Annotated in this window: 13 protein-coding genes and 2 pseudogenes; 5 read left to right on the top strand and 10 right to left on the bottom strand. The window is 35.3% G+C overall.

The features are described 5' to 3' along the window. Nucleotides 1-602: 602 nt before the first annotated feature. Complete coding sequence (locus BS1321_RS01850) at nt 603-1,586, bottom strand: tRNA dihydrouridine synthase (RefSeq protein ID WP_063236319.1); 984 nt, start codon at nt 1,584-1,586, stop codon at nt 603-605. A 1,284-nt stretch (nt 1,587-2,870) separates the two neighbouring features. Between BS1321_RS01850 and BS1321_RS01860 the strand changes: the two are divergent. Beyond that, a pseudogene (locus BS1321_RS01860) lies at nt 2,871-3,256 on the top strand (restriction endonuclease). 600 nt (nt 3,257-3,856) lie between these two features. Here the strand turns inward: BS1321_RS01860 and BS1321_RS01865 are convergent. Continuing rightward, a complete protein-coding gene (locus tag BS1321_RS01865) occupies nt 3,857-4,096 on the bottom strand; it encodes a hypothetical protein (protein ID WP_063236313.1) in 240 nt (79 codons plus the stop codon). Between the two features lie 393 nt (nt 4,097-4,489). On the opposite strand from BS1321_RS01865, the gene BS1321_RS01870 reads away from it, so the two are divergent. After that, nucleotides 4,490-5,626 (top strand): site-2 protease family protein, encoded by a 1,137-nt coding sequence (locus BS1321_RS01870; protein ID WP_063236314.1) that lies wholly within the window; start codon nt 4,490-4,492, stop codon nt 5,624-5,626. Here BS1321_RS01870 and BS1321_RS01875 read toward each other — a convergent pair. Both BS1321_RS01875 and sigH read right to left on the bottom strand, forming a co-directional pair. Further along, nucleotides 5,618-6,211: a hypothetical protein gene (locus BS1321_RS01875; protein WP_063236315.1), complete on the bottom strand. Its 594-nt coding sequence runs from the start codon at nt 6,209-6,211 to the stop codon at nt 5,618-5,620. The two genes, BS1321_RS01870 and BS1321_RS01875, sit on opposite strands and share 9 nt — an antisense overlap. A gap of 168 nt (nt 6,212-6,379) precedes the next feature. Then, nucleotides 6,380-7,000 (bottom strand): RNA polymerase sporulation sigma factor SigH, encoded by a 621-nt coding sequence (gene sigH, locus BS1321_RS01880; protein ID WP_063236320.1) that lies wholly within the window; start codon nt 6,998-7,000, stop codon nt 6,380-6,382. Between the two features lie 671 nt (nt 7,001-7,671). Here sigH and BS1321_RS01885 point away from each other — a divergent pair. Continuing rightward, entirely contained in the window at nt 7,672-7,875 is a 204-nt protein-coding gene (locus BS1321_RS01885; protein WP_063236316.1) for a hypothetical protein, read from the top strand. 226 nt (nt 7,876-8,101) lie between these two features. Here the strand turns inward: BS1321_RS01885 and BS1321_RS01890 are convergent. From BS1321_RS01890 to BS1321_RS27275, 6 genes and pseudogenes are all read right to left on the bottom strand, one after another. Continuing rightward, a pseudogene (locus BS1321_RS01890) lies at nt 8,102-8,324 on the bottom strand (helix-turn-helix domain-containing protein). 10 nt (nt 8,325-8,334) lie between these two features. Further along, nucleotides 8,335-8,814, bottom strand: coding sequence for a DUF2975 domain-containing protein (locus BS1321_RS01895; protein WP_063236317.1), 480 nt, complete (start codon nt 8,812-8,814; stop codon nt 8,335-8,337). 35 nt (nt 8,815-8,849) lie between these two features. Then, a complete protein-coding gene (locus BS1321_RS01900; protein WP_057217112.1) occupies nt 8,850-9,335 on the bottom strand; it encodes a DUF2975 domain-containing protein in 486 nt (161 codons plus the stop codon). Between the two features lie 534 nt (nt 9,336-9,869). Continuing rightward, nucleotides 9,870-10,109, bottom strand: coding sequence for a hypothetical protein (locus tag BS1321_RS01905; RefSeq protein ID WP_155726548.1), 240 nt, complete (start codon nt 10,107-10,109; stop codon nt 9,870-9,872). Between the two features lie 221 nt (nt 10,110-10,330). Continuing rightward, a complete protein-coding gene (locus BS1321_RS01910) occupies nt 10,331-12,322 on the bottom strand; it encodes an Ig-like domain-containing protein (RefSeq protein WP_069981796.1) in 1,992 nt (663 codons plus the stop codon). A gap of 461 nt (nt 12,323-12,783) precedes the next feature. Next, nucleotides 12,784-12,951 carry a hypothetical protein gene (locus BS1321_RS27275; RefSeq protein WP_155726549.1) on the bottom strand — a complete coding sequence of 56 codons (168 nt, stop codon included), beginning with the start codon at nt 12,949-12,951 and terminating at the stop codon, nt 12,784-12,786. Between the two features lie 358 nt (nt 12,952-13,309). Here BS1321_RS27275 and BS1321_RS01915 point away from each other — a divergent pair, with 358 nt between their 5' ends. Together BS1321_RS01915 and BS1321_RS28040 are read left to right on the top strand one after the other, a co-directional pair. Continuing rightward, entirely contained in the window at nt 13,310-14,257 is a 948-nt protein-coding gene (locus BS1321_RS01915; protein ID WP_232522694.1) for an IS110 family RNA-guided transposase, read from the top strand. Further along, nucleotides 14,254-14,541, top strand: coding sequence for a hypothetical protein (locus BS1321_RS28040; protein ID WP_063236593.1), 288 nt, complete (start codon nt 14,254-14,256; stop codon nt 14,539-14,541). The genes BS1321_RS01915 and BS1321_RS28040 overlap by 4 nt, the downstream gene beginning before the upstream one ends. Nucleotides 14,542-14,907: the final 366 nt, after the last annotated feature.

Here is a 14,907-nt window from a genome sequence, read left to right on the forward strand (position 1 = left end):
ACGGCCCCTTCCCTGTCAATTTTCTAAACTATCTTTTATACAGTACTTTTACATAAATAGATTCCATTAAGTCCAATAATTCAAGACCGCAATGTTTATTTATACAAATAAATTCTCTTAATTCCATTGTTTCTAGAAATTCTGTGCAATTTCTGTGCAATCTTTATCAATAAATATTAATTGAGATGAAAGGTAGGGTTTTTTATTTTTACTACACCTCCACGTGCGTGGACTGTAATTGACAACACAAGGGGTGTTGGTGATTTTACAAAAAAACTAACGGAACCAGTCTCACCTGATTCCGTTAGCAATATTTCATTTAAGACGCCATTTTAGCTGTGTTTATTACTTGTAGGCTGATAATTTATCTAAAATATTGAAGAAAATAATGGTCTTCCCCATTTGCATACTTTTAATTTACAAAATCATAACCTAATATAGATTACTATAATAACAAATATATAAAGCAAAAATTGGCGGGAAAGCGTCCGGTTCAATACCGCCTTCACACCAGCCAATTAACTGCTTAGTATAAACTCTAACTTTTTGAGGGCACACCAGTTTAACATCCTACTTCGCTTTCACCTTGAATTGGGACACTTCTACTGTTCCCCCATTCCATCAAGATTCTTTGACCCAAAGTTATCTAGCAATGCACGCACTTCTTCTGTTGACTCTGTGTTCATTAATTGATTTCTTAATTCACTTGCCCCTCGAAACCCACGTACATATATCTTAAAAAAGCGATGAAGAGCCTTGAACGGACGTAGCTCTAATTTTGAATATTTATCATGGAGATCCAGATGCAACCTTAAGAGATCTAGCAATTCATTACTACTATGATCTTTCGGCTGCTTTTCAAAGGCAAATGGATTATTGAAAATACCACGCCCAATCATAATCCCATCAATACCGTATTGATGAGCGAGCTTTAAGCCAGTTTGACGGTCAGGGATATCCCCATTGATCGTCAAGAGTGTATCTGGTGCCACCTGGTCACGAAGTTTCTTAATTTCCGGGATTAGTTCCCAATGAGCATCTACTTTGCTCATTTCCTTTTTTGTACGCAGATGAATGGAAAGATTAACAATGTCTTGTTTCAATATGTGTGTTAGCCAGTCGCGCCATTCGTCTACATCCGTGAAACCAAGCCTTGTCTTTACACTTACGGGCAATCCTCCTGCTTTTGCTGCTTGTATTAAATTTGCTGCAACTTCTGGACGACGGATAAGGCCACTTCCCTTCCCATTCTGTGTCACATTAGGTACAGGACAGCCCATATTGATATCCACACCCCGATAGCCTAGTTTCGCCATACCAATACTCATTTGCCGAAAGTATTCAGGCTTATCCCCCCAAATATGGGCTACCATTGGTTGTTCATCCTCTGTAAAAGTCAAACGCCCACGCACACTACGGATGCCCTCTGGGTGACAATAGCTCTCCGTGTTTGTAAACTCTGTAAAAAACACATCAGGTCTTGCTGCTTCACTCACTACATGGCGAAAAACTACATCCGTCACATCTTCCATTGGTGCCAGTATAAAAAAAGGTCGTGGTAAATCACGCCAAAAATTATCTATCATATTCAAATCCAAATCCTCTCATTATGGTGGGATACCAGGCCAACCCCTTATCCCAAAATTAAAAAGCAAAATGTCCCTGCTTCTTTTACACTTATACCATGCTTAAGCACTTTTTATCAAACTGCGGAAATGTTTATTTTCACGAAATCGGGGTTTGTATCGGAAATGTTTATTTTAACTTCACAATCTCTGTACAACCGGACAAAAAAGCACATAAAAACAAACAATGGAATCCTCGTGACTGTAAGACAAAGCGATAGTTTCGTGCAGTTTCTGTGCAGTATTTGTGCAATGTATAAAAATACAGGGATAAAATGGATATATCAGGAAACAAAGAAAAATCCCAAACCCTTGATACAAAAGGATTTGAGCCTTATTTAGATGATGACCTATGAGGGACTTGAACCCCCGACCCCCACCCTGTCAAAACTATTTCATTGTTTTCTTCTAGTTCTTTATTATTCCCAGAAATACTGACACGTAAGGGATTATCACTCTTTTTCACAATAAAATTACCCTCTGATACTTTCCGATTCTTTGGAATCCGCCCCCATTTCGCCCCCAATCAGACCGCATATTACTAATAAAATAGTGATTGTACCGCTTAAAACCATATTTGACTCACTTCATTTAATTTGATTTGACGCTAGGTCGCAGACACTTTTTGGTCATGACCTATTTTCATCAGATTACAAATTATCCATATGAGCAATTACAACCAATTTATTTTTTCACATGACAGCACTCTTTTGCTTAAGTCCTTTTTTAACAAGTTGGAATAATCATTGTCCAACTTGTTAAAAATTAACGAAAAAGCATTAGAAGGGACTTCCAATGAGTAAAAGAAGAGTTAAATATACAAAAGGTGAGTATATAACTGTAGCAATTATTTTCTCGATATTAATAATGATTCAATACCCAATTATAGCATCATTCATTGTAATAGGGGCTTTATTAGTGGGAACATACCGCTACCTTATTTCTTTCAAGGGATACAATAGGGACTTTGCTAAAGTCAAAGACCATCTTTTTATTATATCAACAATAAGATACTGGAGGCGAAGAAACAAAATTTTTTTAGGAATATCACTTTATTTATTAATTGTGGTTTTAAGCGATACAGCTTCAAATCCGGTGTTAAGGTTGGTAATTAACCTTTTGTTCATTGGTATTTTCTTTGGTTCAATTGGCTTAGGGATACGTTGGTTATACCGGGTTTGTAAAGCTCTTTTATTCAATATTAAGCCAACAAATTTAATTGAACCTATAGAAGATGTAGATAAAATGAGTGGTCTTGAATTTGAACATTTTTTAACACCACTTTTTAGAAGTCAAGGCTACTACGTCGAAGTAACTAGCCCCTCTGGTGATTTTGGTGGAGATTTAATATTAAAAAAGGAAAAGAGAAATCTGTGGTACAAGCCAAGCGATATGGGAAAGACAAGAAGGTTGGTGTAGATGCGATAAACGAAGTGGTTGGAGCTGCAGGATACTATAATGCAACTAAAAAGATTGTAATTACCAATCGTTATTATACAGATGCTGCAAAGATAACCGGTAAAAGGAATGGGGTTACTTTACTTGATAGGGATGACCTGGTAAGGATGCTTAATCAATACAACGATGCACAAATTAGATTTTCAAAGCAGAAAGAACCTATTGATATATAAATTAATTTTTTTATTAATGCTGATTGAAAAGAAGTGTTACTTCAATATTAGCTATGAAACGCCTTTTATTTATGGAGTATAACTATTTTTTAAATAACCTTTTAATAAAGCATTTGAATTGATGGCTTTGGTGTGAAGCAGAGGCGGACAAGAAATGCCCTTAATATTAAGGACAGAACTCCATTGTAATATGAATAAAATTGTAACAACCAAACTTTTGGCGCTTCAATCGAGTATGGATTATTTAAGGTGCCAAGAGCAGGATTCTCATACTCTTGACTTGCCCAGGTCTCACTTTACCAAGCACTCTACTACGAGTACACCTTATTCTACCTAGCTTTCGCTATGAGGAAGGTCACCTTCTGGGGAAGTGTATTCCCTTTTAACGGGAGACACTACGAGAGTAAATCGTAGCCGGGGCAGACGGGTTACCCAACGGAAAGCTTTTACGTCATATTACAACAGCATATTTGCCTTTCAAACATACTGAGGAGCGCTTCGCCACATCTATAATTGGGATTAAAATAGTTAAGATGGATTGTTTTATCCATGTTTATCATTTTAAAGTATTTTCATTAAATCCTTTTTCATAGAAGTAACTTATATAACTACCGACAGAAAATATAATCGTTTTTGCGGTTCGTACATATCCCAATTAAATTTATAGAAGTTATTAAAAATAAGTTCAATATCCTTTCCAATCTTGGTATATGCTGTCTTATACATTCTAGCAGGTTCCACAGTATAGCCTTTGTATGATGGAAAGGCTTCTCCAGCAGTAGAATCTATAACTCCACTAAATAATACCAGGACTGTATTACTTTTTCTCACCATTTTCACATTGCTAACCTCATTTTTTTCAGCCTTTTTTACTCTCCGTCCTTATAACCGGTTGGAAAAACATACTTTTTTCTTCTAATATACTTTCTATAGGACTTCTTTTGCAGGGACTAATTTTCCATAGTCATCTGAATCATCAACAGCTTCTTTATCAAAAATCATGTTCATTACCTACATCTAGTATTTCTGTGATAGGTGCACTCTATCTTAATTATAAAAAAATGTAATACTTGAAAGTTAATATTCTAGAAAAATATTCCTAAAAGGAAAAGAAAAGGATTATCGAATACGATATAATAAGGATATTAGAAAGATGATAAATCAAGAAGGAGCTCAGATAGACATAGTGTCACTGGGGTCATCTGTTTTCCCATATACTCTAGGAGGTACATTTTGAAAGAATCTAAATCGAATAAAGGATGGTTAAGTTTGGGGGCAATCGGGTTATTCTTCCTGGGGAAAATGAAATGGTTGTTTGCGCTATTGAAAATAGCAAAAGTAGGTTCTCTGATTTCTATTTTCGTTTCATTAGGAGCTTATGCCTTGGTTTACGGTTGGAAATTTGCCTTAGCCCTAGTCTATCTAATTTACATCCATGAAATGGGGCATTTACTTGCTGCTAAGAGAAAAGGCATCAAAACATCCAATGCCATTTTCATCCCGTTTGTCGGAGCGTTAATTGCCCTTAAAGAAGAACCCAAGAATGCTAACCAAGAAGCTTATCTTGCCTTCGGAGGTCCTTTATTAGGTACATTAGCATTTCTACCAGCCATTCCCCTATTTATGATGACGGAAAATCCATTTTGGCTTTTAGTTATTACACTTGGAGCCATGATTAACCTATTTAATCTAATGCCTGTGCATCCTCTTGATGGAGGACGTATAGTGGGAGTCATCTCCACAAAGCTTTGGGTATTAGGGATTATCGGGATGGTTGTATATTTGTTTCTCCATCCAAATCCATTTTTAATTCTTTTCTTATTATTGGGTATTTCTAAGTGGTGGAAAGAATTCCGTAGCGAGACAACCAGAAATCAAAGAGACAACATCATTGAATTGAATCAATTTGGTTTAAGGCAACTAGAACAATATGCAGGTGCAACAGATGAAGAAAAAATTCGCCTGGTTAATATTTGGAATATGGAATTAAGCCAACTACATGAAAAGTTTAACAACATGAAGAGATGGCATATCCCGCTATTTGATGATAATAAGCTAAAAGAAAAACAGCTGACCGAGGTAAAATTAAATATTTATAGGTCCTTAATGGATGCTGCTAATTCGAATGAATACCAGTACGGACCGACCGATTTTGAAAATATAGGCACGTATGAACGAATAGTAGCAACGTTCTTTAAAGAAGTGCAAGAACAAACTGAAATTAGGGATAAAGAGAAATCCTATTACTCATCTAGTCTCAAAACAAAAGTCATCTGGTTCTCATTATACATTGGGCTTGCCATTTTCTTAATGATAACAAGCTTATATGCAGGTGATTTAATGGAACAATATAAAACTTTATTACCGTAATTTATCGTTATAAATTGGAAAGTTTTCAATCACTTGATTGACCGGTATAATCCATACAGGAATCGCTGATTGAGCCTTTTCCATTTCTTTACGCGCATCAGCTAAATATCGTTTGTTATTACCAGTCCCTTTACCATAACGCTTTATAAAGTTTTTCCAAGCTACAAGAGCTCTCTTTTGTGATTCAGTTATTCCATTAATTTGATTTAACCAAGTAGAACTTGACACTATTGATGTAATTAATTTCTTTTGATAATCTTGTTCAGATTTGATGTTGTTTTCTATTCGTTCCGCTTCAAGGTTTTGATTTTCTGTCATCCAATCATGTAAAGATTTTAGTCCCCAAGACTTATGAACTTCTTGAGGAATCGGTACATACTTTGAGAGGAAATCAACAATCATCGCTGCTGTTTTAGGCGCAATTACCTCAAGTCGTGTAAACAAAGCAAAGTCTTTTGTAACTTTTTCTTGCTTATTCATTAGATACGTTAATTCTTCAAGTACAGACTCCCACCTAGATTCATCTTTGTCATTTAATACATCAAGGAATGATTGTACAATAGGGTGTATTTCTTTTTCTTTCAATAGTTGCTTTTAATGTATCTCTATAGAAGTTGTAGTCCCTTTCCCACTCTTGTCAATGAAAACATGCTACCTAAAAACAAGTTGTGGGTAAACCTTTTTAATGTGATAAAATGTTTAAATTAATGATGAAAAAGGACGGAAGCTGCCGTCCTTTTTGTTTCGGTTCAATTAAATGACTAGTTCTCTATTGTCTAGATATTTCCCAAGTTTCTTTTTAGTTCGTTGCAGGGCATTATCTATAGATTTAACATGAGTGTTTAGTTTTAATGAAATTTCTTGATACGTTTCACCATCTATATAAAGAGCTAATACGGTCTTTTCTAATTCGCTTAGGATTTCCGACATTTTTAACTCAATATCAATGGCTTTTTCCCTGTCGATGAGTAAGGTAATCGGGTCCATTACTTCGCTTGGTAATTTATCAATCAGTGTATGGCCCGAATCATCATCATAAATAGGTTTGTCCAAAGAGATATAGGAGTTTAAGGGAGTGTGTTTCTGGCGGGAGGCTGTTTTGATTGCTGTTATGATTTGTCTTTTGATACAAAGTTCTGCAAAGCTCTTGAATGAACTCTGTTTGTCCGATTTAAAATCACGGATGGCTTTATAAAGACCAATCATACCTTCTTGAAAAATATCCTCTTTTTCTGCTCCAACCAAAAAATATTGTCTGGCTTTGGCTTGAACTAAACTTCGGTATTTTCTTATCAAATATTCATATGAATCGATATCACCCTTACGCACTAATTCTAGTATGGATATGTCATCATATAATGAAAATCCGCTCATTTTGTCTAAAGTCTGTCTCACTTATATCCCTCCATCTCATGCTTAGCCACCGAAGTTGTCCCAAATGATTCTAATTATATATTATCCTATATTTCCCACTAAAGATATTAACAATTTCCGACGATTCCCAACATTTAAATTATAAATGAAAGCAAAACGTATCATATTAGAGCAAGGATTAAGAGAAAATGTTGTGGTTTGTAATAAAATTGCTAGTTTTGGAGTTTTAAATACAGCTAACATATTTTAAAGGCTGTATTCTATAACATTGTTGCTTTTGAACGGACAAGACATAAAAAAAGGAACATGCAATGGTCCTTTATACTTGGTAATAAATTAAATATCGGTTAAAGAGTCAAAAGCTAATACCGCTTTGTTGGAGCACCTAGTTAATTTAAGAAGTTGCTTATGACCGGTTTCCTTTGTCACCGGTATCCCGAATAATTTGTTTTATTTCTTCTTTTTCCATTATTTTCAAACCTAAATTAAAATCATATATTAATTATATTACTCAATAGAACAAAAAAAGTTAAAAACCAAACCAGCGCAAACATAGCCAATTATTAAGTAAATGGTGTCGATTTATTTTTCGACAAATTCTTTTCTTAAAAGGAATTAATACTTGGATAAGCGAATATAGGTATTTAAGTTTATTAGAAGGGGTGATTCAAGTGAGTACTAAAATGGCAGAACACAGACTTGTCAAAGGAATTGCGATTTCAATCATCTCTACCCGTTTAGAAAAAAGCTTGGATGAAATAGAAAACTTATTTGGTGTTATACTCGATACAGAACCGGCAGAAGTATTGGCTACAAAAGCTAAACAGTTAGCCTCTGCTACAACTGTAGAACAATGCATTGATATTTTTATATAGAAGATTGAAACATAAAAGGCATAACGAAAAAAGGTACTCAACATTGTTGTAACGGGTTCCCTTTTGAGGTGCAAACATTGCAAATCACATCATGTTTTTTGTCACTAATATCAATGGAATTCTCTGAGTAAATAACATCAATAAACGCGAAAGAAGGGATAGCTTAATGGCTATCCCTTAAATTCTCTATCGACTCCCGTTAGTTAAATATATTTGTTGTCTGTTTTTATTGAGTGTCCTCATCGCTTTTGTACTCCAAAATATCACCCGGCTGACAATCCAAAGTCTTACATATCGCTTCTAATGTTGAAAAACGAACCGCTTTTGCTTTCCCATTTTTCAGAATGGAAAGATTCGCCATAGTAATTCCTTCCAACCCTCTCAGAAAGCTCCGTTACGCTCATTTTTCGTTTTGCTAACATCACATCAATATTAATAATAATTTCCATATCCTCCACCTCAGACCGTCAAATCATTTTCTGATTTTATGTTAATCGCTTCTTGTAGAAGCCGTTGGAGGATAGCAGCAAAAACGGCGATAACCAACGAAGCAAAAATGATGATGAGTCCCATTAATACAATAGGAGGGTCAACTTTCTTCGCTATAAAATGAAAGAGTGGCAAACCTAATACATACAAACCACTGATTGTAATCGCACAGCACTTTATGTTCTTTAACGCCTTTACAGATAATTCCGAGAACGCTGTGTTCTCGTCAATGTACCGTAAAAGATTGAAAGCCTGATAGAGAGCAAAGTAAAAAGGCACAGCCGCTCCATACATCACGATGAAAACGAGATATTTCATTGGGGCAATATTTGGATACAATATTGCTGCGAAATTCGCCATATGGGGCACTAAAAATATGCACAATGCAAGAACTGGGATTCCTATAAAAATAACAGCTAGCTTTAAAAAGAGTGTCGTAACTTGTTTCATAAAAAGTACCTCGTTAATTAAATTTTCTCAAACCGTTAATCATTTTTTGACTTAATATCTGGGACATTTTTTAATGGCTTTTGAAGTGCATCCACAATGGCTGCGATGATACTTGTTGCTAAAATACCCATTAGACTTAGTGATATAGGACCTGCTGGGTCGTCTCCTGTGATTTTAGCAAGCACCTTTAAGCTTACTATTCCTAACAGAATGAGGAAAATGACTGTAAAAGCACATTTTTTTATAACCTTCAAAGATTTAAGGGATAATTCAGAGAAAGCATTGTTTTTTTCGATATAGGTTAGTAGTTTAAATGCTTGATACAACGCAACAGAAAACGTAATACAGAATCCATATGCACATACTAAAAAGGGGATTAGGAAATAAGCCGTATCTGGATGTACCTTTGCATCTTTAATGGCTATCTCAGGCAACCAATAGATACATAAAGCAAGCATCGCAATTCCAATCAGAAAAATAATTACCTTTAAGAAAGTGGTTGAACCTTGTTTAACATTCATTTAAAGCACCTCACTGATTTAATAATAAAATGACTCTAACACATAATTTATTGTTTTACAATAAACTAATATCGTTTTTAATTATATTATTATTGTTATTATTATATCCTTTTAATTTTTACAAAAATAAAAAGCATTTCTCATTACAAAGAAATGCTCTTATTTTAAAATGTTAAATTTACAACTTGTTAAACAAAACTTCCCAATAGTTTAATAAAGTAAATCAACAACGAAAGATAACAGAACCTACTTAAAATAAATAATATCCTTCATCGTAAATTGTTTATCGGCAATTCCCAATCTTTGAGCTGGTATAGCCTTCACTTTATCCCATGAATTGTATGGCAAACAGAAGTTGTAGAAAGTACGAAGGATGGTTAAAGCATATTGGGCATACTTAGGGTTAAAATTAGCATATATATAGCTTTTTCCTTCCCTCTTGCAGTAACCAACGGACGCTCCAATATAGACAATCTGCGTCTAATCTGTTGCATGAATGCACTTGTAGCCTTGTCATTTACCTTAACCAACATGTTAGCCACATGCTATTTCATAAGATGATAAATCGGTAGTACAATCAACCAAACGCTTTCCTTGGTCAATTGAAGGAAGTGGATGTTCGATAGGATTCTTAGCCCGCTTTCGATGTTGGCTACCATCCTTCTTGACTGTTTCATAAAACTCATGATAGCGGAGGATAGAAATTAATTTTGCATTGGCTAACTTTGTAATGGATACTTCATCGCTCGAACCGCCACCGCCCCATGATTTCAATTCTTCCCTCGCATCCACATATTCTCGATAAGCATCTTTGCGGCTCTTATATCCTTACAGATGAATGATTAGAATTATAAGTAGCAGCTCCTTTTTGTATTAAGCGTTGAATCTGTTCTATTAATCTATTGAACCAACATTATTGTTTAATAGAATATACAAAAAAAGAACGGTAATACTTGGAGAAGTATTACCGCTTTTGATATTGTCTTTGGTTAATATTAGCTTACCTTCGTTGTTTTACTTTTACTCTTGTTACCTAATTTATCTTGAGCGTAAACCTTTATAGTAGAACCCTTCTTTTGTGCCTTGATTTTCACTTTATAATTGCCTCGGCTATCTACTACACCTTGTCCGATTTTCTTGCTTCCATTGTAAATATATATGGATGCGCCTTTTTCACTCTTACCAGTAACGGTTACGGTCTTGCTCGTTATTTTATTAACGGTTGGGACAGGTGGAGCTGTTTTATCCATCACCTTAACGGTTTTACTGGAGCTTTTGTTCCCTGAGACATCTTTGGCATAAACCGCAATGGATGTTTCGGCTTTTTGCTTCGAAATCTTCATGGTATACGAACCGCTTTTTGCTGTTGTTTCCCCGATTTTCCTGCTACCTACCATGGCATATACGTTTGCATTGGTTTCGGCTTTACCCGTAATAGAAGTCGAATAATCATAGACGGTATTGACACTTGGGGTAGATGGAGCTGTTTTATCGATTACTTTAACCGATTTAGTTGCGCTCTTATTTCTTGCTACATCAACTGCATACACAATAATGGATGTACCAGCTTTTTGCTTAGCTATCTTAATGGTATAAGCACCATCTTTTGCTGTTGTTTCCCCGATTATCTTGCTTCCCACCATCGCATATACTTTTGCATTGGTTTCAGCTTTACCAGTAATAGTAGTCGAATAATCATAGATAGCATTAACGCTTGGAATAGACGGCGCTGTTGCATCTTTAACCGTTAAATCTTTTGCCTCACTTGTGTTTCCTGCTTTATCAGTAGCTGTGACGGTTAGTTTTGTTCCAGCTTTTTGTTTGGATATTCGGACGGTGAATTTACCATCGGTACTTGTTGTAGTAGCCCCTATTACTGGTGTACCGGCTTTAACCATAAGGATGGAACCAGGTTCGCTTTCCCCTATAATATTCGTCGTTTTATCTGTTACTTCATTCACTTTTGGTAATGCAGGAGCTGCGTTATCTACAGGTGGTGTCCAAGACGAATCTCGCTTTTTAATATAAGCAGAGGAAATATAACCAGTTGATTTCCCATCTTTCGTTTTAACATGAAACCAGACAAACTGATTTGCATTTGCTGTTTTCTCTGTTTTTAAGGTATATGCCAATTCTCCTGTGATTTCCAATAAAGTATTTTTTGGAGCTATATAATTTATCTCACTGGAAGCAGCAGGCTGTGCTCTTAAATACCTATTCCCTCCTGTTACGACTACATCTTGCCCGTTTTTTACAAAGTAGACAGAAGTATGCAATGGGTCCACTAGTGTAAAGGTTTTCTGTAAAAAATTAATTTTGTTGGTTTTAGGGTCGTATGAGAAGTGCTCTTTCTTAAATGGAAATTGTGCTAATTGAGTATCTTTTAAGAAACTGTCATTTTCAATAGAAGAAAAGACTTCTTCTTGATAAGCGTTTGTATTTTTCAATCCACTACTCTGATATACAGTTCCGTTAATAGATTTAGTACCATTGTACGCCATTATAGGGAAATACCAATTTTCTATTTCCTGTCTTCCTGCGCCTTGTATTTTTGGAAGAGTATTGTTATCGAGATAATCGTACTTTTCGTTGAGGATTTTGACGCCCTCCTCGATATTGAAGGTAATATCGTATTTTAATTTCTCTTTGTATGTTAATTTCTCATTCTCGTCGTACCCCTCTGGTATATCTGTAACCTGCATGATACCGATTCCATCATCAGAGGAGATGTTAGGTTTGCCCGGCGCTATGAATTGCACCCAATAACTTTCTCTCCAAGCCACAGCCTTTACAACTTCAGGAGGGATTTCTGCATCCAAAGCTGCATTCGTCAGTAAGCAGTTAATATGCTGAAAATCGGGATTGACATTTTGCTTAATTACACCAGAGCATTTAGAGGACCATTCTGACGCGGCAGAGGTTTCTTCATAATCCAAACCGAGTAATAAACACGTTAATAATCCTGCCCTTAAAAAGATTGATTTCATTTATTCCATTCTCCAATCTACTTCTACTTATTTAATAATCTATCTACATTTTACCATAATTAGTTTTTATTAATAGATTCTCCAATGTTATATAAATAATAGAATGAAGACTTGTAACTAATGACAAAAAACCAAGGTTGCATTACTAAATTTCTAGTTAATACTGAACAAACAAAAGAGTTAATACTCATACAAGTATTAACTCAAAAGTAAAACATCTTAATTAGTAAGAAAGTAAAACCTAGAAGCGACCCATAAGTAGAGTATTCCCAAAGGAAATATATTACGTTTCCGAATGTAAAGCTGAATACTGAAAGCATTAAGAATACAAACGTCAAGTTATTATTTTTAAACAAAGTGTATCACCTTTTACCTATATATAATGAATTAAACCAGAAAATACTTTTTATGCCTTAAATCAACCTAATTGAAGGAAAGCACCCTTTAGCTAAACAAACAATTTAATTATCTGAATTATTTTTCCCAAGCGAAAACCCAGCAGCTAATAAAGATACTATCGCTAAACCAACTCCAATAATCATTGAATAATCAAAAATATCTTTTAGTGCCATACCTCCTGCAATAGAAGCAGTAGATAGGCATAACAATGAAACAGTATTTTTATTCATCATAATTCCTCTCCATCTCTCTATAGATATTACCAAAAAAATCAAATAAATTGTTGAACTACCTGCCACGATAGTTCCATAAGAAACTCCTATGACGGCGCTCCTCGCCGCCACCATCTACTACGAAAATCTAAACTCAAAATAGAGTCTAACCCTTTAACTCCTTGACGATAATGGATGATAACAATACAACCAGGCTGAACTTTTTTTGGTGGATCTTAAGGAAGATACCCTGTATAAGAAACTGGTTGTGACAGTATTGAAGAACCATTTAGTGTACTGCTAGTACGTATACAAAAATTTTTGTAACAAATCTCCTGTCATATGTATTGTTAATTTTTTTTGAGGTGATTCTCCTATGGAAGCAATGATTGAACGGTGTGCTGGCCTAGATGTACACCAAGAAACAGTAGTAGCCTGTGTATTATTTGGTCCATTAGATAAAAAGCCAAAAACCTCTATTGAAACGTTTTCAACTACAACAACGGGACTCTTGGCTTTAAGTGATTGGCTAGCTACCCTTCAGGTATCCGATATTGTGATGGAAAGTACCGGAGTCTATTGGAAACCAATATGGAATATACTTGAGGGTTCTTTTCACCTTGTTCTTGCCAATGCCAGACATGTCAAAAATGTTCCAGGTCGTAAAACTGATGTGAAAGATGCCGAATGGCTTGCCAAGCTTCTAAGATGTGGACTTATTGAAAGTAATTTTGTTCCACCGGAGGATATTCGTGATTTACGAGATCTTACTCGTTATCGAAAAAAATTGATTCATCATCGCACTTCAGAGCAGAATCGCATTCACAAAATTCTTCAAGATGCTAATATCAAGCTAACATCCGTATTATCAGACATTTTTGGTGTATCGGGACGCCGTATCCTTGAAGCGATTCTAAACGGTGAAAAAATAGAGACCGATGGTCTTCGAAAAATGGTGGATTGGCGAACAAAAGCAAGTATTACTGACATTGCAAATGCAATTAATGGTCGTATTCGCCGTCATCACCGTGATATGTTGCGTTACCATTGGGAGCATATGAGTTATTTAGAAAAAGCCATAGAAGAATTGGAAAAACAAATCGATCAACTCCTGTCCCCATATCGTAAGGAAGTAGAATTATTGGATGGTATACCTGGTGTTAACAAAGCTGCCGCAGCTACTTTTATTGCAGAGATGGGCGTTGATATGTCCGTATTTAAGTCGGCTAAACATCTTGCCTCTTGGGCTGGTGTGAGTCCCGGAAATTACGAAAGTGCTGGTAAAAAAAAACGAGTAAAACCACACAAGGTAACAAAGCTTTGAAAACGATGGCTGTAGAGTGTGTACTAGCGACATCAAGGCAAAATAATCGAATTGCTTCACATCGAAAAAGGATTACCAAACGCCAGGGAAAAATGAAGGGACGAATCGCTTCTGCTCATTTACTATTAACGATCGCTTATAACATCTTAAAAACAGGAGAACCCTATCATGAACTAGGTTCAAATTACCTTGAAGAAAAACAAAATAACAAAGAATTAAAAATGATCGAATACCTAAAAAAGAAAGGCTATACAATCGCTCCATCTGAACAACAAACTGCATAACCAGTTAATATAACGATATGGCACATTTACGTCCTTCAAAAAATTAGAATATGGTGGGCTTATTTTGTATGGCCTTTTACGAATATATTTTCATACAAAAAAGAGCTGCCAAAGCAACTCTCTTATTGAAGTAAAGCACCTGTTAATTGAAGAAAGGTCATCAGTATTATCAAAAACTTAAACACCAAATATCACTGTTCCTAAAATCATATATACAAAAGGAAATATTAATAAAACCGAATTTACAATGATAGCACTAAGCGTCCAAATCTATGCGCATAACATTGACGGCTTCTGTTAATACCATCATATATAGCAAGAAATTGTTCTCGATTAAATTGCATCAAGTTTGGTTGGATAAAAACA

The organism is Peribacillus simplex NBRC 15720 = DSM 1321 (genome assembly GCF_002243645.1).
Lineage (GTDB): Bacteria > Bacillota > Bacilli > Bacillales > DSM-1321 > Peribacillus > Peribacillus simplex.